General features: G+C 67.3%; 18 protein-coding genes. 10 read left to right on the top strand and 8 right to left on the bottom strand.

Annotation, left to right across the window (positions count from 1 at the left end; all coding sequences use genetic code 11):
- Position 1 precedes the first annotated feature (1 nt).
- The 3 genes from LFT49_RS18930 to LFT49_RS18920 form a co-directional block, all read right to left on the bottom strand.
- Positions 2–1,201 carry an IS30 family transposase gene (locus tag LFT49_RS18930; RefSeq protein ID WP_442863690.1) on the bottom strand — a complete coding sequence of 400 codons (1,200 nt, stop codon included), beginning with the start codon at positions 1,199–1,201 and terminating at the stop codon, positions 2–4.
- Between the two features lie 435 nt (positions 1,202–1,636).
- The gene (locus tag LFT49_RS18925) at positions 1,637–2,551 is read right to left on the bottom strand and encodes a glycoside hydrolase (protein ID WP_237429073.1); all 915 of its coding nucleotides are present in this window, start codon (positions 2,549–2,551) and stop codon (positions 1,637–1,639) included.
- A gap of 203 nt (positions 2,552–2,754) precedes the next feature.
- On the bottom strand, positions 2,755–6,240 hold the full coding sequence (locus LFT49_RS18920) for a DEAD/DEAH box helicase (RefSeq protein WP_237429072.1): 3,486 nt from the start codon (positions 6,238–6,240) through the stop codon (positions 2,755–2,757).
- Positions 6,241–6,453: 213 nt separating this feature from the next.
- On the opposite strand from LFT49_RS18920, the gene LFT49_RS18915 reads away from it, so the two are divergent.
- The 4 genes from LFT49_RS18915 to LFT49_RS18900 all read left to right on the top strand — a co-directional run bounded on the left by LFT49_RS18915 (position 6,454) and on the right by LFT49_RS18900 (position 9,417).
- On the top strand, positions 6,454–7,059 hold the full coding sequence (locus LFT49_RS18915) for a DMP19 family protein (RefSeq protein ID WP_237429071.1): 606 nt from the start codon (positions 6,454–6,456) through the stop codon (positions 7,057–7,059).
- 166 nt (positions 7,060–7,225) lie between these two features.
- Entirely contained in the window at positions 7,226–7,936 is a 711-nt protein-coding gene (locus LFT49_RS18910; RefSeq protein WP_236820634.1) for a protein tyrosine phosphatase, read from the top strand.
- 172 nt (positions 7,937–8,108) lie between these two features.
- On the top strand, positions 8,109–8,687 hold the full coding sequence (locus LFT49_RS18905; RefSeq protein WP_236799886.1) for an RNA polymerase sigma factor: 579 nt from the start codon (positions 8,109–8,111) through the stop codon (positions 8,685–8,687).
- Positions 8,680–9,417, top strand: coding sequence for a hypothetical protein (locus tag LFT49_RS18900; protein ID WP_237429070.1), 738 nt, complete (start codon positions 8,680–8,682; stop codon positions 9,415–9,417). The genes LFT49_RS18905 and LFT49_RS18900 overlap by 8 nt, the downstream gene beginning before the upstream one ends.
- A gap of 18 nt (positions 9,418–9,435) precedes the next feature.
- Here the strand turns inward: LFT49_RS18900 and LFT49_RS18895 are convergent, their stop codons facing one another.
- Positions 9,436–10,011: a COG4315 family predicted lipoprotein gene (locus LFT49_RS18895; RefSeq protein ID WP_237429069.1), complete on the bottom strand. Its 576-nt coding sequence runs from the start codon at positions 10,009–10,011 to the stop codon at positions 9,436–9,438.
- 283 nt (positions 10,012–10,294) lie between these two features.
- On the opposite strand from LFT49_RS18895, the gene LFT49_RS18890 reads away from it, so the two are divergent.
- Together LFT49_RS18890 and LFT49_RS18885 are read left to right on the top strand one after the other, a co-directional pair.
- Entirely contained in the window at positions 10,295–10,795 is a 501-nt protein-coding gene (locus tag LFT49_RS18890) for a sigma-70 family RNA polymerase sigma factor (protein WP_237429068.1), read from the top strand.
- Entirely contained in the window at positions 10,792–11,445 is a 654-nt protein-coding gene (locus tag LFT49_RS18885) for an anti-sigma factor family protein (protein WP_237429067.1), read from the top strand. The genes LFT49_RS18890 and LFT49_RS18885 overlap by 4 nt, the downstream gene beginning before the upstream one ends.
- Here the strand turns inward: LFT49_RS18885 and LFT49_RS18880 are convergent.
- Both LFT49_RS18880 and LFT49_RS18875 read right to left on the bottom strand, forming a co-directional pair.
- Positions 11,442–11,942, bottom strand: a complete 501-nt coding sequence (locus tag LFT49_RS18880) for an SRPBCC family protein (RefSeq protein WP_237429066.1) — start codon at positions 11,940–11,942, stop codon at positions 11,442–11,444. The genes LFT49_RS18885 and LFT49_RS18880 overlap by 4 nt on opposite strands.
- 27 nt (positions 11,943–11,969) lie before the next feature.
- Positions 11,970–12,779 carry a DUF1206 domain-containing protein gene (locus LFT49_RS18875; protein WP_237429065.1) on the bottom strand — a complete coding sequence of 270 codons (810 nt, stop codon included), beginning with the start codon at positions 12,777–12,779 and terminating at the stop codon, positions 11,970–11,972.
- A gap of 243 nt (positions 12,780–13,022) precedes the next feature.
- Here LFT49_RS18875 and LFT49_RS18870 point away from each other — a divergent pair, with 243 nt between their 5' ends.
- Entirely contained in the window at positions 13,023–14,603 is a 1,581-nt protein-coding gene (locus LFT49_RS18870; RefSeq protein ID WP_236799879.1) for a hypothetical protein, read from the top strand.
- A 5-nt stretch (positions 14,604–14,608) separates the two neighbouring features.
- Complete coding sequence (locus LFT49_RS18865) at positions 14,609–15,055, top strand: hypothetical protein (RefSeq protein WP_236799878.1); 447 nt, start codon at positions 14,609–14,611, stop codon at positions 15,053–15,055.
- 49 nt (positions 15,056–15,104) lie between these two features.
- On the opposite strand, the gene trmB is transcribed toward LFT49_RS18865, so the two are convergent.
- Together trmB and LFT49_RS18855 are read right to left on the bottom strand one after the other, a co-directional pair.
- A complete protein-coding gene (gene trmB / locus LFT49_RS18860) occupies positions 15,105–16,028 on the bottom strand; it encodes a tRNA (guanosine(46)-N7)-methyltransferase TrmB (RefSeq protein WP_236799877.1) in 924 nt (307 codons plus the stop codon).
- A 43-nt stretch (positions 16,029–16,071) separates the two neighbouring features.
- Positions 16,072–16,341 carry a hypothetical protein gene (locus LFT49_RS18855; RefSeq protein WP_236799876.1) on the bottom strand — a complete coding sequence of 90 codons (270 nt, stop codon included), beginning with the start codon at positions 16,339–16,341 and terminating at the stop codon, positions 16,072–16,074.
- A gap of 487 nt (positions 16,342–16,828) precedes the next feature.
- Between LFT49_RS18855 and LFT49_RS18850 the strand changes: the two genes are divergently transcribed.
- On the top strand, positions 16,829–18,082 hold the full coding sequence (locus LFT49_RS18850) for an MFS transporter (protein ID WP_373462171.1): 1,254 nt from the start codon (positions 16,829–16,831) through the stop codon (positions 18,080–18,082).
- Between the two features lie 8 nt (positions 18,083–18,090).
- Positions 18,091–19,524 (top strand): MFS transporter, encoded by a 1,434-nt coding sequence (locus tag LFT49_RS18845; protein ID WP_236820624.1) that lies wholly within the window; start codon positions 18,091–18,093, stop codon positions 19,522–19,524.
- Positions 19,525–19,531 lie beyond the last annotated feature (7 nt).

Here is a 19,531-nt window from a genome sequence, read left to right as displayed (position 1 = left end):
GTTATGTGGTCATTAGTAGATCACGCAGACGCTCGGCTGGGGTGTCCCAGCCGAGCGTTTTGCGTGGTCGGCTGTTGAGTTCTTGGGCGACGTGTTCGAGGTCTTCGGGGCCATAGATGGATAGGTCCGTGCCTTTTTCGAAGTATTGGCGCAGCAAGCCATTGGTGTTTTCGTTGGAGCCGCGTTGCCAGGGGCTGGCGGGGTCGCAGAAGTAGACCTGCATGTCCGTGGCCATGGTGAAGGATTTGTGGGCTGCCATTTCCGCGCCCTGGTCCCAGGTCAGGGAGCCTCGGAGGTGTTCGGGGAGTGTCTTCATCGTGGCGATGAGGCCATCACGGACGGTTTCGGCGGTGTGGTCTCCGGGCAGATGGACGAGCATGACGTATCTGGTGGTGCGTTCAACGAGGGTGGCGATGGCGGACTGGTTGCTTGCCCCGGTGATCAGGTCTCCTTCCCAGTGTCCTGGAACGGCGCGGTCTTCAACTTCGGGTGGGCGTTCGGAGATCATCACCATAGGGTCAGCGAAGCGGGGCTGCCGCTGCTGGGGGTCCTTGTGAGGCTTACGGCGCGTCCGGCCGGTGCGCAGAGCTGCCTGGACTTCACGTTTGAGTCCTCCGCGGGCCTGGAAGTAGAGGGCCTGATAGATCGTTTCTGGGCTCACGCGCATCTCCGGGTCGTTGGGAAACTTCCTGATCAGCTTGTTGCTGATCTGTTCCGGTGACCAGCGCCGAAGCAGCTTCTTCTTCACATACTTTCGTAACCGGTGGTGAGTGACCAGCTTGCTGTCCTTGGGCCGGGGCCGCCGGGCGGTCGCGGCACGTTGGGCTGCATAGGCGTAATACTTCCCATCGTTGACACTGTTCCTGGCCAGTTCCCGGCTGATGGTCGAGGCGGACCGGCCCAGCTCCCTGGCGATCTTCCGGACCGGTGTGCCGGCAGCGCGGAGGTCAGCAATCCGTTCCCGGTCCTGCAAAGTCAGGAATCTGGCATCCAGTGGTTTCTCCAAGGCCGCAAGTGCGGGAAACGCGCCAGAATCGGTGATCGCTTCGTCGGTGGTCAGTGTCATCACACCACTGGTGTAATCGACCCGGCGGCCATCACGGTAGATTCGCCCGTTCCGTGTCCTTCTGACCCCGTTGTCCCATTCCTGGGCCGTGCACCGGTTAATGCCCAGTTCTTTGGCAGCCTCCCGGCGTGTCATTCCAGCTTCGCGGAGCTTGCGGAAATCCTCACGGCTGGGGCCTTCCGTGCGTTTCCGCGCAAGCCCGGCCTTCTGGGTCCACTTGTAACAAGTTTGACGGCTCAACCCCAGTTCGGCAGCGGCAACCGTAGTGCTACCGGTACGCGCCAAAGCCTTGAAGAACGCTGCCTTCACCTCCGGGGTTACTCTCGCCCCACGGACATTCCCGCCATTTATGGTGCCGGCAGATATTCCCGCCTCACGCAGCCACCGGTAGCACGCCGACGGTTTAAGCCCGAGCTCAGCCGCGGCAAGAGCAACACTCCCCGCGCTTGCCAGTGCCCGGAAGAACCCTTCCCTTTCCCCGGAGGTATAGCTCCGTCGAGGGGTCCTGCCCTCGCTTAAAGACGACATGGTCGTTGCAACTCCCAAAACTAAGGGGTGTTGCAACGACCACTAGAACCCAAGCTGCGTGCCGCCGTCGGCCCTTTCTCCGGGCGCCCCGCCGGCAAGGGGCACCACGTCAGCATGGCGCCCGACGACGGCCCTTCCGTCCACCGATTCCGGCGCCGTGAGGATCAACCCGCCAAGGTGCTCCTGCCGGACCCAGGTGTCTGCAGCATCATCGGAGCGATAGACGGCCTGGCCGCGCCATTCGTCCACGATCATCCAGTAGTGGCCGCCCAGCGGGAAGACCTTGGGGCCTTCATGCGGACGCCCGGGGATGGCAACCCCTTCCAGGACCCACGACGACGGGTCCTCCGGGGTGTCGCTGACCGCGCTGTAGGTGTTGGAGCCCCGGGCCTCATCCTTGTACCAGAGCCGGTGCCGGCCGTCCCCGCACTGGGCGACGGCGGCGTCGATCACCCGCGGCGAGTCCAGGTCGATGCCGCCCAGGTACTCCCAGTTCTCCAAGTCCCGGCTGGCGAACTGGACGATTTCCGCCTTCCCGGTCCAGTCCGTCCGCCTGCCGCCCAGGACGGTCAGGTACATGATCCACTGGTCGTCAATGCGCACGACGTCGGGCGCCCAGAGGGTTGCCGGCAGTTCCGTTCCGGGCGGGACCAGTCCCTCCACGGTGCCCTGGTAACGCCAGGTTGCGCCGCCGTCGGACGACCTTGCGACGCCGACGCCGGTGCCGTGCACCCACTCGACTCCGGTTAGTCCCGGTGCTGTGGCACGGCGCTGGGTGTAGAAGAGGACCCACTCGCCCTTGAGGTTGTCCCCAACGAGGATGGGGTCGGTGGGCCCGTCCCAGACCGGATCACGGTAGGGGGCGGTGAAGGCGTCCGGGCGCAGGTGCGCCAGGAGTGGTGGTGCTGTGACGGCAGGCTGCGCGGCCGTCCGCGCGGTTGTCTGCTGGTGGTTCACCGGCTTCTCCAACGTTGTAGTTTTGGTTGGATACCAGCATAGGGTGCGGTTCCCGACGCGCAAACGCATCCGCGCTGCGCAGGCTCCCCAACGCTGTGGATATTTGGGCCGCGAAACGGAACCCGCGCGTCGCAAATGACTATCCGCGTCGCAACCGACCATCCGTGTCCGCTTTGGGCAGGGCAGCCGCGGCCCCGGATCCCCTACTCCTTGAACAACCCCGCCAGGTCCTCGGCGGTGATGGCGCCGCCGGCCAGGGCGTCGCCCTCCATCACGTCCGCGAACAGCTGCGACTTCCGGGTTTTCAGCGCCATGACCTTTTCCTCGATGGTGTCCTTGGCTACGAGCCGGTACACCATCACGTTCCGGGCCTGGCCGATGCGGTGGGTCCGGTCCACCGCCTGCGCCTCGGAGGCGGGGTTCCACCAGGGGTCGAGCAGGAAGACGTAGTCGGCTTCGGTGAGGTTGAGCCCGAAACCGCCGGCCTTCAGCGAGATCAGGAACACCGGCGCACTGCCGTTCTTGAACTCGCTGACCACATCGGCCCGGTTGCGGGTGCCGCCGTCGAGGTAGCAGTACTCGATCTCCTCCTCGTCCAACCGCTCCCGCACCTTGCCCAGGAATCCGGTGAACTGGCTGAAAATCAGCGCCCGGTGCCCCTCGGCCACCAGGTCCTCCAGCTGCTCGAACAGGACGTCCAGCTTGCTGGAACGCACGGCGGACAGCGCCGGGTCCACCAAGGACACGTCCAGGCTCAGCTGCCGGAGCAGCGTCAGCGACTGGAAGATGGTGAACCGGTTCTTGTTGACGTCCTCGATCAGCCCCAGGATCTTCTGCCGCTCCCGTTGCAGGTGCGTCTGGTACACCTTCTGGTGCCGCGGATTCAGCACCACCTCCAGGACCTGCTCCTGCTTGGGCGGCAGGTCCTTGATCACCTGGTCCTTGGTGCGGCGCATCATCAGCGGCCTGACCCGGCGGCGGAGCTTCTCCAGCTGCCCCTTGTCGCCGTTCTTCTCCACCGGCTTCTGGTAATACTCGGCGAAGCGCTTGGGGCTCGAGAAGAGTCCCGGCGCCACGATGGAGGTCAGCGCCCAGAACTCCATCAGGTTGTTCTCCAGGGGCGTGCCGGTAATGGCCAGCTTGAACGCCGCCGGCAGCTTGCGCGCGCACTGGTACGCCTTGGACTGGTGGTTCTTCACGAACTGCGCCTCGTCCAGCACCAGCCCGGACCAGGTACGGGAGGCGTAGGACTCGTAATCGATCCGGAACAGGGCGTAGGACGTGATCACGATATCTGCCCCTCCCAGGGCCTCTGCCACGTCCTGGCCGCTCTTGGCGAAGGTCTCGCCGACGGTCCGCACGGTGAGGCCGGGGGCGAAGCGTGCGGCCTCGAGCGCCCAGTTGCCCACCACGCTGGTGGGCGCCACCACCAGGAAAGGCGCGACGGCGGCCGGCTGGTTTGCGTCATCCACACCAGGGGCGGCGGCAGCACCGTCGTCGGGCTTCTCCGCGGACGACCGGGCCTCAACAGCCAGCTCCCTCGCCGCGCACATCAATGCCAGCGCCTGCACGGTCTTGCCCAGGCCCATGTCGTCGGCGAGGATGCCGCCCAGCCCGTGCTTGTACAGGAAGCTGAGCCAGTTAAACCCCTCCAGCTGGTACGGCCGCAGTTCGGCGTTGAGGGACGCCGGCAGCGGCAGCCCGTCCGTTCCGCCTTCCAGGAGCCCGCCCACCGCTGAGCGCCAGGCCGCTGCCTGCTCGTCGACGATCCCCAGCTGCGCCAGCTCGTCCCACAGCCCGGCCTGGAACCGGCTGATCTGCAGCGGAGCATCCTTGTTGTCCTGCAGCGACCTTGCTTCCTCGATCAGCGCCCGCAGCTGGTGCAGCTCCGGCAGGTCCAGCGAGAAGTAGGCTCCGCTGGGCAGCAGCATCTTGGTCTGGCCGGCAGCCAACGCGGAGAACACGGCGGCGAAGGAAACGGGCTGGCCCTCGAGGGAAATCTGGATGCCCAGGTCGAACCAGTCCCGCTGTTCTGTTGCCTTGGTGGAGATGGACACCACGGGCGCTTCCTCGGCCTCACGGTAGTCGGCGATCTCGCCCACGGTGTCGACATCCACGTCCGGCGCCTCCCGCAGCCGGGGCAGTACTTCCTCCGTGAACGCCAGCGTGTCCAGGCCCGTCAGCTCGGCAGAAGCCGCCAGCCGGGGCGTGCCCCAGCCGCCAGTGGCGGATTCGCCCAGCGCGGGCACCACGTTCCACGGCTGGCCGACGCCTTCGAGGATGCGGGACTCGGCGGTGTCGTCCCGGTAGCCGGCGTCGCCCGGGTGACGCCACAGCGGCTGCGCCGTGACCAGTTTGCCGGTCTTGTAGTGCCACTCCCAGTGCAGCCGCACCCGGTGGTCAGCCCCGTAGTTGGCCAGCAGCGACAGGGTGGGGACGGCAAGTTCGGGCAGTTCCACCGACTCGTCGCGCGCCGTCACGCGGGCCGTCTGCTTCAGTTTGGGGTAGAAACCGGTCAGGAACCGCGATTCGTCTTTGGCGGGAATGTGCAGCGTGCTTCCCGCCGTGACGAAGGCCAGCAGTTCCTCGCTCAGCCCGTTCTCCAGCGGCGCCAGCGTGATGGTTCCGTTGGGGTCGGGGACGCCGGGCAGCGACGCCTCCCCGGAGGTGAAGAACAGCCCGTGCACAGGCCGGCCGATCGTTCCCACCGAGGCCGGATCAACGTCTGCGCCCTCAACGGTGATGGTGGGCGAAAGCTCCAGCCCGCCGTCGGACGCCTGTACCTTGACGGCGTCCACCGCGGCAGGCTCCGCAACAGGAGCCCCGTAGCGGCTCAGGGAAAGTCCGACGGCGGCGGGGGCCTCGGCGACACGGACCGGCTCGGTGCCGCGCGAGTGGACCAGGGCGAGCCCGATCTTCCGGGCGTCGGACAGGAGGCTCCACAGGTTCTTCCCGGCGTAGGAGTTCAGGCTCAGCCACAGGCCTGCCGAGTTGTGCACCCGGCTGGCGGAGGAGGAGTGGCCGGCCAGGAACTCCTGCAGCCACTCCACGTGCGCCTGGTTCGATTCACGCCGGAAGTTCAGGTAGCTCAAGGTGTTCCAGGAAACGTCGCCGCGGATCCACTTGCCCTTGGCGCCCATGATGACGGGCCGCACCTTGAGCTGCCGCACGCCGCGGACCGGGTCCCGGCGGCCGGTGTAGGAGAAATGCGGCGGCGGTTCCTCCACCTCGAACTGCAGGGCCAGGGGAACGCCGCTGGTGGAGGGGGCGGATCCGGGCTGCGAGATCAGCGGGCTGAGGGCCTGCTCCCAGTCGGACAGGGCGGCGGAGGGTGCGCGGGACACCTGCGTTGCCGTGGACGGCGCCAGCAGCTGCATCCGGACCGAGGGGTTGTCCTCCGCGGCGAAGAGCAGGGCCGCCACGTGCTTGCAGTCCTTCCGGACCGGGCAACTGCAAACGCCAACGGTGCAGCTCCAGCCGCCGGCCTTGCGCACCAGCTTGGCGGTGGTGGAATAAGGAACTTCGGCGCCGCCCCGGACCTTTCCCAGCATGAGGCCCGTGCCGCCGTCGAACGATATGCCGGAGACCCTGCTGGCCATGGCGTACGCCAGCCCAGCCGCTAGTGAGCGGTCGTTGATGGCAGGTGTCTGTATCGCCAGGTCCGCACTTTCGTCCGGTTGGGATGGCATGGTGGCACTACTTTCGGGAGGTCACGGCGGAGCCGGGTCCGGTGGGTGGCTATCTGATCCATCTTAGTTCGCCAGAGCGGGGGCCTTTGCCGGGCGCTTTCTCCACACGCCCCAAAAACTTCGCTTGGCGTTCATTTCTCCCCGGCCCAGCCGTGACACTTCCCCCGTACCGTAAAGGCGTCCGCCGCACCGCCACCTCCACCAAGGATCACCATGGCCACCACGCACCTGCCCGTCGTCCTCACCAGCAGCAGCATCGACGGCAGGGACGAAGAGGTGGTGGAGGCCAACGCGGCGATCGTCAACGCCATGCACCATGCCCTGCTGCTCGCGGACGAGATGTCGCCCGTTGCCGTCCGGAGCTGCGCCGTGGACTTCTACCTTTGCCAGGTGCTGGACGGCGGCTTCACACGCTATGCCGCCATGGCAGGCCGGCGCTCCGGTGCCGCCGACGCACTGGTCCGCGAGGGCATGGCCGCAATGGGTGCTGCCGCCCATCTGGACCTTTTCAACCTGGCCATGGAGGCCCTCGCTGCGCTGCCCGGCGGGGCTGGGTCCAGCGCCCGTGGCGCCGGTGCCGTTTCCGACGGCGTCTTCCGGATGGCGGAGCTTGACGGCGAGTTTGAGGAGCTGCTGGAACGCGAAAACGTCACGGCCCTCAACTCCGGGTGGCTGCGCGGCCAGCCGGACCTCCTGGTGCTGGATGACGAGGAAGTAGGGCCCTACATCCAGCGCATGGCGGCGCGGGTTCCTGACATGGCAGGCAGGAAAACGGCCGGCGCTGGCGCCGCAGCTTCGCGGATCGCGGGATCGCTGTGACACCGCCGGAGCGGACCGGCGATCCGGAAGCTTTCCAGCGATCTGGGGGCAGAAAAAAGAAAATTGTGGGCGTCCGTAACCTTTCCGCCACCGCAGGCGATGTAGTCCGTGATGGGCCCGCCCGGCGGGCCCAGCCCAATGTGTTGTCTAGGTTTTGGAGAAGTAAATGTCTGTGTTCACCGTTCTCGCCACCAGCAAAGTCGCCGCAGGAGTCCTGGCTGCCGGAACCCTGGCAGTAGGAGGAACCGGTGCCGCCGCCGTCTCGGGCGTCCTCCCCACCCAGGCCCAGCAGACCGCCCACGAGCTCTTCGGTGCGCCCGCCCCCAAGCTGGCAGCGGAAGCAGCCGCTGACGCCCAGGCCACCCCGGCTCCCACCGCCACCGCCGCTGTGACCGACGCCCTGAAGACCGCAGAAGCCACCGGGGACGCCACCGCCAAGGCTTCCGCTACCGCTGAGGCTTCGGACGAAAAGGTCAGCGCCGACGCAACGGAGTCGGCAAAGGCCAACACCGCCGTTGACGCCGCCGGCCCCGCGGCCCTGGGCCTCTGCACCGCCTTCACCCACGGCGGCCTGGACGCTTCCTCCAAGGCATTCTCCTCGCTGTCCATCGCAGCCCAGGGCGACGCGAACATCAAGAGCTACTGCGCCGACGTCGTGACCAAGGCTGACGCCGCCGCGAAGGCCGGCGCCGAAACCAAGGGGTCCGTGTCCGTCCAGGCTGAGAAGCCCGAGGTTCCGTCCGCTCCCGCTGTGCCCGCAGTTCCGGCCGTTCCGGGTGTTGACGGCAAGACCACCGTCCCCGCTGTTCCTGCCGTTCCCGCTGTCCCGGCTGTGGGCGGCAACACGGCCCACAGCTCTTCAGTTTCGGCCCGCTAAGGCTCATTCGCTAGTCTGGACTGCGGCTCGCAAGCCGCAGTCCAGGCAGCCGGGCGGGGTCGCGCACGTTTGCCGGGGCGCCCCTGGAAGACCCGCCAAGAGGCAGCCGGATGACCACGGGGACTGGCAGTCCGTACCGGAGACCGGGACAAGGCTTGAGCCGAGTCCCGGGATGGAGGAGCCGCTGGTGCTAGACACTCTGGCCCAAGAAGAGATGGACATATTCGACAACGCAGCCGGAACCGATCCGGCCGCGTTGTTCGCTGCTGCCTATCGAACCTTCGCGGGCCCCGTGCAGGGGTACCTCAAGGCGCGCGGACTCGATGACCCCGAGGCTGTCACCCAGGACGTGTTCCTGGCCTTCTACCCCCGGATCAGCAACCTCACCGGTGGCCTGCAGGGCGCCAAGTCCCTGATCTTCTCCATTGCCCACGCCCGCATGGTGGACCACTACCGCCGGCTGGAGCGCAGGCCGCAGCTCACACCGTACGACCCCCAGTACGACGGCCGCACCACGCCGTCGGCTGAAGACCACGCCGTGGAACTGAACAGCGGAGCCGCGGCGATGCTGGAAGGGCTCAGCGAGGAGCACCAGGAGGTCCTGGCCCTTCGCGTCGTGGCCGACCTGTCCATCGACCAGGTGGCCGCCATCATGGGCAAGAGCGCCGGAGCGATCAAGCAGCTCCAGCGCCGCGCCCTGCAGAACCTCAAGGCACAAACGCTCAAGAGAAACCAGGCGAATCATGAGTGACACCGCAGGATCCCGCAACCACGGGGCCGTTGACCAGCTCCTGCTGGAAGCAGGCATGGGTGACGACGGCCAGCTCCGCGACGCCTTGGCCGACCTGAGGTCCCTCGCGGCGGAGGCCCCGGCGCCCTCCGCCGAAATCGCGGCGTTGATGGCGGGTTCATCACACGCAGCCACGCCGGCCGACACCACGGTACTTCCCATCGCGGACCGGCCTGGCGATGAACTTGCCGCCCGCCGCAAGGCCAAGCGCCGCATCACGCTTACCACGCTGTCCGTGGCGGCATCGCTCGCCGCCGGCGGTGCTGTCGCCGCAGCCTCGGACCAGGGCTTCCGCGAGTCCTTCAGCCAGCTGAACCATGCCGTGACCACTTTCGTGTCGGGCTCCGGCGCCACACCTGAGGGCAGCACCGGCGGTCAGGTACCCGCGCCTGGGCCCGCAGCTTCCCGGCCATCGGCGACCAGCAGCCCGGACTCCGTTCCGGCGGCAACCGCGCCTGCTTCGGCGCCTGCCGCCGCGGCGCCGTCGAGCATTCCTGCCCGGCCCGGAAATACCCCCACCCACGGAGCGTCGGCCCAGAAGCCGGCGGAAGTCCCCGCGCAGCCGTCCCTGCCCGCGGATGTTCACGGGGATGTCAAGAAGGGCCTGGAACAGGGCAACCCAAAACTCCCCGTTCCAGTGCCCACGGAAATCCCGCTCCCGGGCAAGGTCCCGGACGTACCCCTCAAGTAGGGGTGGCAGCGGGCAGGCCTAGTAGCCCTGGCCTGGCGCCTTGATCATCGCGCCCGACGGATCCGACAGGTACCACACACCGCCCACGCCCTGGCCAAGGGTGTCGCCCGGCTTGGTGTCCTTCGCGAAGTAGTACAGCGGCATCCCGTTCAGGGTCACCTGCTTCTTCCCGTCGGGGGTGCTGATGGTGCCCACTTTTCCGGTCACTCCCTCTGCTGCCGGTGTGCCCGAGCTGGTGGTCAGCGGCGGCCATGAGACCAGGCAGGAGCCGGTGCAGGCGCTGGTGCCGGAGTCCTTGGTGTCCTTGGTGAAGAAGTAGAGGCTCATGCCCTTCGCATCCACCACGATGCTGCCCTCCGTCGAGGAAGCCGTCTTAAGGTCGACGGCGGCGCCTGCCTGGGACGATGAGGCGGACGACGACGTGGAGGTTGAAGACGGGCCGGCAGACGACGCCCCGGATGACGCGGTGGCTGTGCTGCCCGCGGCGCCCGTAGCCGGGCTGGTTCCGGCCGGGGGTGTACTGCTGCTGCCGCAGCCGCTGAGGGCTGCTGCCAGGGCCAGGATGGCAAGGCCTGCCCCGAGATGGTGTTTCATGGTGTGCTCCTTGGCTTTGATGCTTTTTTGCTGTGGCGTTCTTCGCTGCTGCCTTCACAGCGGGCGCCGGCCCCTTTACCGGGCGCCTACCCCTACCACGCCGCCGGGTAAAGAATGGTTCACAGCGCGGTGGAGCGGGATTGCGGGCGAGGGCTGTTGAACCTTTGGAAGGCTTCATGCGTGGTAACAGCCAGGAGCGCCGGATGCTGTGGCGTTCCTGCACAGTGGCCCGCGTGTGGCGACGTGGGCCATGCAATGCCGGGGCAGCGATGGGAGGGGCGGCATGCCGCTCGACGACAATGTGGTGGAGGCCATCTACCGTGAACACGGCAACGCCCTGCGCCGGTTCGTGCTTAGCGCCACCCATGATCCGCAGCTTGCGGAGGACGTGGTCCAGGAAACCGTGCTCCGCGTGTGGCAGCACGCCCCGGACGTCAACGGCAGCTTCCGCAGTTACTTGTACCGTACGGCCAGGAACATCATGATCGATAACTACCGACGCAGCCAGCGGCGGCCGCCGGAGGCGCTGGAGGGCACCCCCACCGATCCCGTCGAGGTGATGGGCCGCGTTGATGAACTGCTCAACCGGGTCCTGATGGAGGAGGCACTGCTGCGGCTGAGCAAGGAACACCGGGACGTTTTGGTGGCCCTGCATTACCGCCGGTTCACGGTCAACGAGGCGGCTGTCCAGCTCAACATCCCCAGCGGCACGGTCAAGTCCCGCGCGTATTACGCCCTCCGGGCCCTGCGGGGCATCCTGGATGAAATGGGGGTGGAACGATGAGCACCAACCCACACACCTTGCTGGGGGCCTATGTGCTGGGCGGCCTTGAGCCCGCCGACCTTGCCCTCTTCGAGACGCATCTGCAGGGCTGCCCCGGCTGCCGCAAGGAACTTGCCGTGCTGGAGAAGGTGCCAGTGCTCCTGGACGCGCTTCCCGTCCCCGACGCAGTGGCGCTTACCGACGTTCCCGGCAGCGGGGCGGCTGACCCCGGCGTCCCCGTCCGCCTTTTCGACGAACTGGCGCGCCGCCGTCGGACATTACGACGGCGGTGGGCAGCGCTGGCGGGCGCCGTCGCCGCTGCCTGTCTGGCGGTGGGCCTGGCGGTGGGGCCTTTGCTGGCCAGGCCGCCGCAGCCGGACGCCACCTATTCGGTGGTGTCCGGGGGAGGGCTGCAGGTGAACATCGACATGGCGCGGAAGACGTGGGGGACCGAACTCGCGGTGAGCGGCAGCAGCCTGCCGGCGGACGGGACGCTCTCGCTGTGGGTGCGGGACCGCGCCGGCGGGGAGGACCGCGCCTGTGCCTGGACGGCCACGCCCAGCGGAAAGGTCAAGGTCACCGGGGCAACGCCCATCCAGCTGGGCAGCATCTCAAGCGTGGAGCTGCGGGACGGCGCGCAGCACGCGGTGGCGGTGATTACGGTTCCCTAGGTGTGGGGCGACTGGTCCCGGGTCCCCAGTGCCTTGAACTCCGCGACCAGGGCCTCGTCCTCGCAGGCGCGGGCGAAGGCATCAATCCGCCGTTCGATCTCGTAGCCCAGCAGCCAACTGCCGATCCGCTCCATGATGGGCCGCAGCAAGGGTGGCCGGCAGGAAAAGGTGTACTTCCAGACCGCCCGGGTGCCGTCGTCGTCAGCGGTGAAACGCCAGCCGCCGCCGAAGTTCTTGAAGAACCAGGGCCCGGACACCATGGTCATGCCCACGTTCCGCGGCGGCGCGTAGGAGACATACTGGCTGACCATCGTCAGGCCAAGGCGCGACCTGGTGCGGGTGCGGATGCCCTTGCCTGCTGCCTGCGCTCCGTCCAGGAAACCCTGTGCGGAGATGAAGGGGTCCCACTTGAGGCGGAACTCTCCGGTGGTCTGGGAAAAGGCGAATGCAGTCTCCGGATCGATTCGGATGAGGCGTTCGGCACGTACCTGCGGCATTCCCCCACCTCATCACACTGCAGCCGGCTATTTGGTCATTTTGGCCAGCCGGGCGCGCATGATCATGTACGCGCCGTAGCAGACCAGCCCGGCTCCCACCGCGGCCAGGAGATAGGGGCCCATCGGTTGGTCCCGAAGGGCACGCAGCCCGCCGTCCAGACCGGTGGAGTCCTCCGGATGTTCCTTGATGGTGGCAATCACGATGAGCAGGCCGGTCAGCAGCAGCACCATGCCCTTAGCCAGGTATCCCGCAACCCCCAGGGTCACCACCGCTGTACGAGCCGTCCCGGAGGCCGGCATCCGCAGGTGCTTCTCGAAGGATTTGTTGGGGCCCCGCATGCCGTAGGCCACGCCCGCGACCGCCACGGCCAATCCGATCAGGACGAGCAATGCCACCCCGCCCGGGGCCTGCACCATGGCGATAGTGAAGTCGCTGGCGGCCTTGCGGTTGTCCCCGCCAGACCCGGAGCCCGTTACGAAGTGCCAAACAGTCACGGCCAGGACGGCGTACACGACCGCCTGCAGGGCGGCCTTGGCCTTGTTCTTGATCTTTTTTCTGGTGGCCTGGTGGTTGAAGTCGAAAATTGCATCGCCGGTCTGCCAGAGCGACAACGCGGCGCAGGCCGCGAAGCTGCCCCATAGCAGAAACGGGCCCACAGGCATGGTTGCCAGCTCGGCCATCGCGCCGCTGAAATCGGCATTGCCCGTGCCGCCCACGGCCAGCCGGACGGCAATGGCACCCACCAGCAGGTGCAGGATGCCGCTAACGGCAAACCCGGCCCGGGCCAGGAACTCGAGGATGCGCGAATTCGTGACGTCCTCGGCCTTCTCGACCACCTGTTTGAGTTCTTCTTTTATCGTCTTTCCTTTGAGCAGGCGCGGTAGTGCGCTGGTGTGCGTGCCCTTCGTACAAGGGCAATCGTGCCATGCCGGCCGGGATGCGGAACAGTCGGCTCCCGGCACTGTCCGCGCCCGGACCGCCGGGCGATGGGGAGGGATCCCCATCGCCCGCGTCCGGTACCTGTGCAACCATAAGGACCAGCGATCGACAGGCACCGCACACTTTTCCCGGGGGAAACCATGACTTTTTACGGCGCAGACATCAGCCAGCTGCGGGCGCTGGCCAAGGCGGCCGACCAGGCAGCATCCCTGTTGAGCAGCCGGGCCGGTTCACTGCACAGCCAGATCCAGTCCGCACCGTGGAAGGGCAGGGACGGTGAACGCTTCCGCCAGGAATGGAGCGCCAGCCACCGCCCCAGCCTGGACAAAGTCGTCGCCAGCCTGCGGGAAAACTCCAAAATCCTGATGAAACACGCCGATGAACAGGAGAAAGCTTCCACCCGCGGAAGCGACGGCTCCGGCGGCAGCGCCTGGGACAGGATTACTTCTTTGGCGGCGCAGGCCAAGGATTGGTTCCAGGAAAAGGCCGAAGCCGCCAGGGAGCTCGCGGAGCACCACCGCGAACTGGCGTCGGGGCTGGACCGGATGCTCAACGCCAGCCCCGAAGAGCAGGCGAAGTGGTGGGCCGGACTGTCCGACGCCGACCGCAGATACCTGATCGAGGGCGAAGGCAGCGACGGCCCCTTCGCCGAGGACCTCATGCGCATGGACGGGGGCATCCCCGCGGCCGCACAGCAACTGGCCAAACAGCACCTCCAGGAGCTGGCCAAGGCGGACATCCCGGTCTACTCGGAGACGGGCAAGGCCTCCATCGAAGCCCGGGTCGCCTGGGTCCATGGCGGTGCCGAAGTGGGGACCGAGGTGGTGGAGAACGCCGACGGGTCCGCCACCATGAAGGTGTACGGAAACCTGGGCCTGGGCGTGAATGACACCACCGGCACGGCGGGGGCCACCCTGACCGGCGAGGTATCCCGCGAGTACACCTTCGGCAGCGTGGAGGAAGCCATGGCTGCCCGCGAACAGATGTACCGGGACCTGCCGCCGGACAGCATCGGCGAGATCAAGGATGTGGCGGGCAACCCTCCCGGGTACGTCCTGGACACCATCAATGACGCTGCCAAGGACAACGGCTCCATGGGACAGGCGGACAAGGCCAAGGGCACGTTCTCGCTCGATGCAGAGGGTGAGGCCGGCACGGCCTCGGGCGGGGCAAAACTGGACCTTGCCTATGAGCGGAACCTGACGGACGGAACCTCCACCGCCAGCGGTGAAATCTCCGCGCAGGGCCAGCTCAAGCTTGACGGCAGGGTCTTCGAAGCCTCCGGAAAGGGGGGCTTGCAGGTCAACATGGACAAGAGCAACAACATCGATTCCGTCTCGGTGTCCATGGACGGCACCGTGGCGCAGGGCGTCACCTCCGGTGTGAAGACAGAAGCCGCCAAATTCGATTCCACCGTCACGGCAGGGACGCAGGGCAGCGTCAAGATCGACGTGGATTACTCTCCGGAGAACCGGCCCATCATCGACAGCTACCTGCGCAACGTTGCCCTGGGGAATGACACCGGCGCAGCCCGTGACGCGGCACGGCTCTATGAGGCCGGTTCCGCCACCGTCCAGGTGAACTCGGTTGTGACGGCCACCAACGAGGCAGGCTTTGACGTGAAGATGGGCGAGGTGGAGGTCAAGACCGAGAACCAGGCCACCACCAACGTCTCCACGTACTATAAGGTCCCCAACGACACCAAGCTCGAGAGGCTCTGAAACCCATGTCAGTGCACATCGAATCCCCGCTGGGCTTCACCGCAGACTTCCCCGAGCACACCCAGGTCCTGGGCGACTCCACGGCCGGGCCCAACAGCGAACAGTACGGCCTGCTGAACGGCGTGCTGGTCACCGTGATCAAGGACGACACCTCCGTGCAGGACGCCCCGCAGGCCAACGGCTGGGCGCACCTGATGGCGGGCTTCTACCTTGAGGACCGGGGCGGGACCCTCCTGGCGGAGGGCGAGCTGAACCTGCCCGGCAAGGCTGCCTACGCCGTGGTTGTGGGATATGACGACGACGGTGGGCCGGCCAAGGTGGCAGCCACGGTAGGCGTGTGGGAAAGGGGGCGGTTCATTGGCGTAGTGGTCATCTGGCCCTACCTGAACCCGGAGGCAGAACCCCGGCTGGACATGCTCAAGGAGATCGTGGGCTCCATCAGCGTCGGCTGAAAGTCCTGCCCGGACTGGCCGGGATGCACCGCCCAGGCAGGTTCAGCGTTCAACGGCGGCGGTAGCAGAGGTCGAAGATCAACCTGCCGGCCTCGTGTGCCTTTGCCTCAAAGCTGGTCCTGATCCGGCCCTCGAAGCGGGGTGCCCAGCCGCCCGTTTCGTCCACGCCTTCGTTGGGGCCGGTGTGTTCCGTGCTCACGGGCGCGCGTCCCTCGCGGACGGGCGCGCCGCCCACCACGGATTCAACGCCGGACTGCCACACCTGGGTCAGCGGGCTTTCGGGGCCGCGGCGCTCGCCGGTGTGCAGGTTCTCGAAGTCCATTGAAGCTGCCATCACGTCGCGGACGTGGACGGCATAGTTGGACCAGTCGGTGGCGATCCGGAATAGGCCCCCCTGTTTCAGGGCCCGCGCCGCCAGCTCTGCGAACTCAGGCTGGATGAGCCGGCGCTTGTGATGCCGCGACTTGTGCCACGGGTCCGGGAAGAAGACCCACAATTCACTGACCGAGCCTTCGGGCAGCATGGTGGCCAGTACCTCCGGAGCGTTTGCCTCCACCACCCTGACATTGTTCAGGCCCCGGCTGTTGATCTTGATGATGGTGTTGGCCAGGCCCGGGGTGTAGACCTCCACGGCCAGAAAGTTCGTGTCCGGGTTCTGTTCGGCTGCATGGCAGATGGCATCGCCAAGGCCCGAGCCAATCTCGACGATGAGCGGGGCGTCACGGCCGAATTCAGCCGCAGCGTCAAAGACGTAGTCGGGGTGGACCGAGGTGTTGGCCACGTGCCTTGGTACGTCGACGGCCCACCGCTCGGCATGCTCGGCCCAGGCAGCTTGCCTCCGGCCCTGCAATCGGGTGCCGCGGCGCACGAAGCTGACCGGGCGGCCGCCATAGGTGCCAAAGGAGGCCTGGGTTCCGGGCGTCACGGGCCTCGGGACATGCGGCTGCTGGGGGTTTTCAGGGGATTCGCTCATCCCTTCCAGAATAGCGCCGCGAGACTGCTCCGGATCGGAGGGGTCAGAACACCCCCACGTTGTCCAACGCCGGACCCAGTGCCAGGGCATAGACCAGACCGCCAAGACACAGCGCAACCGCCGCAGCGGAGCGGTCACCGGATCCCTGTGGCGACCGCTTTAGGGCAGGGATGGCCCGTCGCAGGGCGAGAGAAGCAAAGAGGAGCGGAAGGCTGAACAGCACCAGGGGAGTCACCCATGGCCTGCTGGAAGAGCCGTTGGACGAATACGTCATCAACATGGCGAACATGGATACAGGTGCCGTGAGGATCATGCTTGCAGGGGCAAGGATCGCCAGGACCAGGCTGTCGGCCCCTTTATGCCTGGGCGCACCTGGCTGAGGCTGGCCAGGGCCTCCCTGCCGGGGAGGCGATCCCGGCCCGCCCGGCGGTGCGCTTCCCTTCGATGCAGCGTCCACGGATCTACTGGCCTGCGATGCACCGTTCATCGATCTACCGTCCAGCGACGCACCTTCCGCCAGTCGGCTTTCCGTCGATCCCGGGCCGGGTTCCGGTTGCGGCGTGGTTTCCATGGTGCTCCCATCGGTTGATGCAGCCATGTGCGTGGCCGCGGCTGCTTTCAACCTACGAAGTTGCAGGGGAAGCCAGAAGCCGCCTCTTCCCCTATGTGGAAAACCTGCATCCGCGCTCTCCTGCGAGAATGGGCCCATGAAGGACGCAATGAATGCCGGGGCAAGTAAGCAGCGGCGGATGACAGCCGCGGGGGACGCACAGGGCCGGGCCCGGAGCGGCAGCAGCCTGATGGACCTCAGCACCCTGGTGGACGCAGAAATCGATGAACTCCCGGCGGCGGCACCCACCCGGGTGGGCAGCCGCCGTGCCTTGGTCTACTTGGGGGTGTGCCTGGTCCTGATCGGACTGAACCTCCGCAGCGTCTTTTCCAGCCTCTCCGCAGTCCTTCCGGAAGTGACGTCCCAGGCGGCGCTGCCGGGCTGGTCCGTGGTGGTGCTGACCACCGTCCCCGTGACACTGCTCGGCGTGTTTGCGCCGCTCGCCCCGGTCCTGGCTCGCCGCTTCGGGGCGGAACGGGTGCTTTTGGGGGCCATGGCGTTGCTGACCGCCGGGCTGCTGCTGCGGCCCGTGGACACCGGGGCAGGCACGGGCGGGGCCGGCCACCTGCCTGCCCTCCTGGTTGGCACGGCTGCCTGCGGGGCCGCCATCGCACTGTGCAATGTGCTGCTCCCCGGCCTGGTGAAGCGCGACTTCCCCCACCGGCTGGGCCTCATGGGCGGCCTCTACACCACCGCCATCTGTGCGTCCGCCGCCCTGGGAGCCGGATTCACGTACCCGGTCTACACGGCGACGGGGGAGTGGACCAAGGCGCTGTGGGTGTGGGCGCTGCCCGCCGCCGTCGTCCTTTTGCTGTTCCTGCCCGTAGCCGTCCGGCAGGAAACTGTCCGGCACCAGGCGGTCAGGGACGGCGTCAATGTGTGGCGTTCCCCGGTCGCCTGGCAGGTGACCATCTTCATGGTGCTGCAGGCCATGATGTCCTTCAGCGGGTTCGCCTGGCTGGCGCCCATCCTCCGCGACAGGGGCGTGGACGGTGCCACGGCAGGGCTGATCGTCGCCGTGTGCATCGTGCTGCAGATGCTGGGTTCGCTGTTCGCGCCGGCCTTGGCCGCGAGGTTCCGGGACCAGCGGGCCATCAATACCGTAGTGGCGTTGATGACCGGCGCCGGGTTCGCGCTTAGCATCCTGGGTCCGCTCGATCTCATTTGGGTGTGGGCCGGGCTGCTTGGCCTGGGCCAGGGCAGCCTCACGGCTTGCGCACTGACCCTGATCATGCTCCGCACCCGTGACGGGCATACCGCCGCCCACCTGTCCGGCATGATGCAGGGTGTTGGCTACGGGGTGGGCTCCACGGGGACGCTCATGGTGGGGCAGTTGCACCAGGCCACAGGCTCGTTCGTGCCCGCCGGCATCCTGTTCACGGTGGTGGGCCTGCTCGCGGCGGTCTTCGGCTACCGCTCAGGCCGGAACCGGTTCGTGGGGTAGGAACTGCCGTGCGGGACTCCACCCTTCCGGCCGCCCATCCCGCCACCGGGATCTTCCGGCCCCCGTATCTGTGGGTGACCATCGGCACGTGCGCCCTGGTGTTCCTTGCCGCTTTTGAGTCCCTGGCCGTCACCACCATCATGCCGCTGGTCAGCCGGGAGCTGAACGGCGGCAGCCTCTACGCGCTAGCCTTCGCCGGGCCGCTGGCCACCGGTGTGATTGGCATGGTGGGAGCCGGCAACTGGTCCGACCGGCGCGGGCCAGCCATGCCGTTGTACGCCTCTGTCTCACTGTTCGTGCTGGGACTCCTGATTGCGGGCAGCTCGGTGTCGATGCCGATGCTCGTCGCAGGCCGCCTGGTCCAAGGGCTCGGCGGCGGCGCCCTTACCGTGGCGCTGTACGTGCTGGTTGCGCGGTTCTTTCCCGGCCCGCTCCATCCCAGGATCTTCGCTGCCTTTTCGGCCGCGTGGGTGGTCCCTTCACTGGTGGGGCCCTTCGCCGCGGGCGTGGTGGCACAGGTGTTCAGCTGGCATTGGGTGTTCCTGGGCGTGGTGGGCCTGGTCATTCCCGCGCTGGTGATGATCGTGCCGGTGCTCCGGGGCCTGGATGAACCTGAAGAGGCAGGCGCGCCCCAAGGGGCCGGTCAGCCAGCCCACCCCGTCCCCCCCTGGGCCCTGGGCCGGCTCGGGTGGGCGGCGCTGGCCGCGCTCGCGGTGCTGGGCCTCAACCTCTCGGCCGAGGTCAGCATCCCCTCGTTCCCCGCCGCCACGGCACTCCTGGCATCGGCCGCCGTCGTCCTTGCCCTGGTGGCCGTCCGGCCGTTGGTGCCCCACGGCACCCTTGCTGCCCGCCGCGGGCTGCCCAGCGTGATCCTGGCACGCGGGCTGGCTTCGGCTTCCTTCTTTGGTGCGGAGGTCTACCTTCCCTACCTGTTGATCGACCAGTACGCGTTCCCGCCCACCCTGGCTGGCCTGACCCTGACCGGAGGAGCGCTGGCCTGGGCCGGTGCAGCGGCGGTCCAGGGCCGGCTCGGTTCCAAGCTGCCGCACCAAAGCGCGGTGCAGACCGGCTCGCTGATGGTCCTGGCGGCGGTGCTCCTGGCCCTGGCCACCACGGCGCTGCACTGGCCCGCTGCCATCGCCATCGCGGGCTGGGTCTTGGCGGGCGGTGGCATGGGCCTGCTCTACCCGCGCCTCAGCGTGATGACCCTGGCGCTCTCCACCAAGGAGAACGAAGGCTTCAACAGCTCGGCCATGTCCATTTCCGACTCCCTGGGCGGAGCGCTGTCGCTGGCCACCACCGGGATAGTCTTCGCGGCATTTACGACGGCGGTCCAGTCCTTCGCGGGTGTCTTCGCCTTCACTGCGGCCATCGGAGTGGGCGCGGCGCTGGTGGCGCCCCGGGTTACCGGGCGTACGCCCTCAACCAGCCGCACGCCCTGAACCAGCC

The sequence above is a fragment of the Arthrobacter sp. FW306-06-A genome (assembly GCF_021870055.1).
Taxonomy (GTDB): Bacteria; Actinomycetota; Actinomycetes; order Actinomycetales; family Micrococcaceae; genus Arthrobacter.
This window is presented reverse-complemented; position numbering and strand designations above follow the sequence as displayed.

Excerpts from the sequence above, each read along its gene's own strand:
- LFT49_RS18930 (WP_442863690.1), bottom strand. The coding sequence starts at position 1,201 with ATGACACGCCGGGAGGCTGCCAAAGAACTGGGCATTAACCGGTGCACG.
- LFT49_RS18920 (WP_237429072.1), bottom strand. The coding sequence starts at position 6,240 with ATGCCATCCCAACCGGACGAAAGTGCGGACCTGGCGATACAGACACCT.
- LFT49_RS18915 (WP_237429071.1), top strand. The coding sequence starts at position 6,454 with ATGGCCACCACGCACCTGCCCGTCGTCCTCACCAGCAGCAGCATCGAC.
- LFT49_RS18910 (WP_236820634.1), top strand. The coding sequence starts at position 7,226 with ATGTCTGTGTTCACCGTTCTCGCCACCAGCAAAGTCGCCGCAGGAGTC.
- LFT49_RS18905 (WP_236799886.1), top strand. The coding sequence starts at position 8,109 with ATGGAGGAGCCGCTGGTGCTAGACACTCTGGCCCAAGAAGAGATGGAC.
- LFT49_RS18900 (WP_237429070.1), top strand. The coding sequence starts at position 8,680 with ATGAGTGACACCGCAGGATCCCGCAACCACGGGGCCGTTGACCAGCTC.
- LFT49_RS18895 (WP_237429069.1), bottom strand. The coding sequence starts at position 10,011 with ATGAAACACCATCTCGGGGCAGGCCTTGCCATCCTGGCCCTGGCAGCA.
- LFT49_RS18890 (WP_237429068.1), top strand. The coding sequence starts at position 10,295 with ATGCCGCTCGACGACAATGTGGTGGAGGCCATCTACCGTGAACACGGC.
- LFT49_RS18885 (WP_237429067.1), top strand. The coding sequence starts at position 10,792 with ATGAGCACCAACCCACACACCTTGCTGGGGGCCTATGTGCTGGGCGGC.
- LFT49_RS18880 (WP_237429066.1), bottom strand. The coding sequence starts at position 11,942 with ATGCCGCAGGTACGTGCCGAACGCCTCATCCGAATCGATCCGGAGACT.
- LFT49_RS18870 (WP_236799879.1), top strand. The coding sequence starts at position 13,023 with ATGACTTTTTACGGCGCAGACATCAGCCAGCTGCGGGCGCTGGCCAAG.
- LFT49_RS18865 (WP_236799878.1), top strand. The coding sequence starts at position 14,609 with ATGTCAGTGCACATCGAATCCCCGCTGGGCTTCACCGCAGACTTCCCC.
- trmB (WP_236799877.1), bottom strand. The coding sequence starts at position 16,028 with ATGAGCGAATCCCCTGAAAACCCCCAGCAGCCGCATGTCCCGAGGCCC.
- LFT49_RS18855 (WP_236799876.1), bottom strand. The coding sequence starts at position 16,341 with ATGATCCTCACGGCACCTGTATCCATGTTCGCCATGTTGATGACGTAT.
- LFT49_RS18850 (WP_373462171.1), top strand. The coding sequence starts at position 16,829 with ATGGACCTCAGCACCCTGGTGGACGCAGAAATCGATGAACTCCCGGCG.